Genomic DNA, 1,738 nt, shown 5'->3' with positions numbered 1-1,738 from the left:
CCTCGCCCACCACCTCGCCGCCGCGGGCCGCCACCTGGGAGGCGGAGAGCGCCAGTTGGTTGGCCTGTTGGGCGGAATCGGCGGTCTGCGCCACGGTGCCGGTGATCTCCTCCATGGAGGCGGAGGTCTGCTGCAGGCTGGAGGCGGCGCTATCGGTGCGCCGTGACAGGTCCTGGCCGCCGCTGGCGATCTCCGCGGCGGCGACGCGCACCGAGTCGCTGCTGTGGCGCACCTCGACCAACACATCGTGAATCTTGTCGGCAAAGGCGTTGAACTGGGTGGCCAACTGGGCCCCCTCGTCACGGCCCTTCACCGGCAGGCGCTGGGTCAGGTCGCCATCGCCGGAGGCGATCTCCTGCATGCGGCCCGCCAATTCACGCAGCGGCCGGGCGATACGCCCGCCGACCCAGGCCAGGGCCAGCAGCCCCAGGGCCGCCAGCAAGGCCCCCACCAGGCTCATGCCCAGGGCGTCGTGGCGGCGCTGCTCGGCGAGCACGCCCTGCAGGGCATTGAGCTCGGCCAGCACCGCCGACTCCGGCAGGCGAATGGCCAGGGTCCACTGGGTCGGGGTATCGCCGATGCGAAACGGCAGGTAGCGCTCCAGCAGGCCATCGGCCTCGACGCCGACCATCTCGCCATCGCGCCGGGCGGCGGCCAGATGGCCGGCCACCCGCTCGCCCATCACCGCCGCGGCGGGTTCGCCGAGACGCTCGGCCGCCCCGGTATGGGCCACCACGCCGCCGCCGGCGGCCACCAGGGCCATCTCGCCGGCGCCGTCGTAGAGCTCGGCATTGGCCGCCTCCAGCAGGCCCTGGATAAAGTCCACCGAGAGGTCGGCACCGGCCACGCCGCGGAAGTCCCCGTCCACCATCACCGGCACATTGAAGGAGGTGACCATCAGGGTCTGGTCGCCGAACTCGTAGGCGGCCGGGTCGATGATGCAGGGCGCCTCGTTCTCCCGCACGCAGAGGTAATACTCCCCCTCGCGGATACCACTCGGCAGCAACGCCTCGCTCTCCATGTCTCCCAGCGGCAGCACATCGATGGCGCCATCGGCGTCCCGATACCACCAGGGCATGTAGCGGCCCGTCTCCGCCTCGTAGCCATCCGCCTCGCGTCCCGCATGGAAACGATCCACGTCGAAGGCATCGGGCTCCCAGCCGATATAGACGTCGACCAGGTCGGGGTAGGCCGCCAGGGTCTCGCGCATCAGGGTGGAGAGCTCGTCCCGGTCAATCCACAGCAGGGGCCGCCCCTGAGCATCTTCACGCCCCATCAGGGCATTGGTCTGGGCGAGCATCTCGGCAACCCGCAGCGGCTCCTCGAGACGCCGGCGTACCTCCAGTGCCTGGGCCTGGGCCAGCACCGCCAGGCGCTCGTCGATGCCCTCCTCCAGCAACCCCTGGGTGTGGGTCGCCACCGTCTGCTGGGTACGGGACGAAGCGATCAGCGCATAGGCCACCAGGGCCAGGGCCACCACCAGCAGGCAGGCGCCGGCCAGGGTCACCACGAACCAGCGCAGGGATTTAAAATGCATGGTGCTCCAACTCCTGGGAAGACGCCGTCTCCGCCGAGGCCCTAGGCAGGCTCGTTGGGGCGGAGGCGGCAGACTGGGAAAGGGTAAAGGCGCCGACGGCCTGGGCCAGGCGATCGGCCTGCTCCTTGAGCTGTTCGGCGGCGGTGGTGGACTCCTCCACCAGGGCGGCGTTCTGCTGGGTCATGCTGTCCAGCTCGGTAA

The 1,738-nt window shown here is 70.3% G+C and carries 1 protein-coding gene and 1 pseudogene; both read right to left on the bottom strand.

Going from position 1 to position 1,738, the window contains the following annotated elements:
* Positions 1-1,537: methyl-accepting chemotaxis protein (locus HPA02_RS18035; protein WP_146804586.1), on the bottom strand; the 1,537-nt coding region annotated here is incomplete at its 3' end.
* Positions 1,527-1,738: pseudogene (locus HPA02_RS18030) on the bottom strand (hypothetical protein); the annotation flags it as partial. The gene HPA02_RS18035 and the pseudogene HPA02_RS18030, both read right to left, overlap by 11 nt.

This window comes from Bisbaumannia pacifica (assembly GCF_007989625.1).
Classification (GTDB): Bacteria; Pseudomonadota; Gammaproteobacteria; order Pseudomonadales; family Halomonadaceae; genus Bisbaumannia; species Bisbaumannia pacifica.
This window is presented reverse-complemented; position numbering and strand designations above follow the sequence as displayed.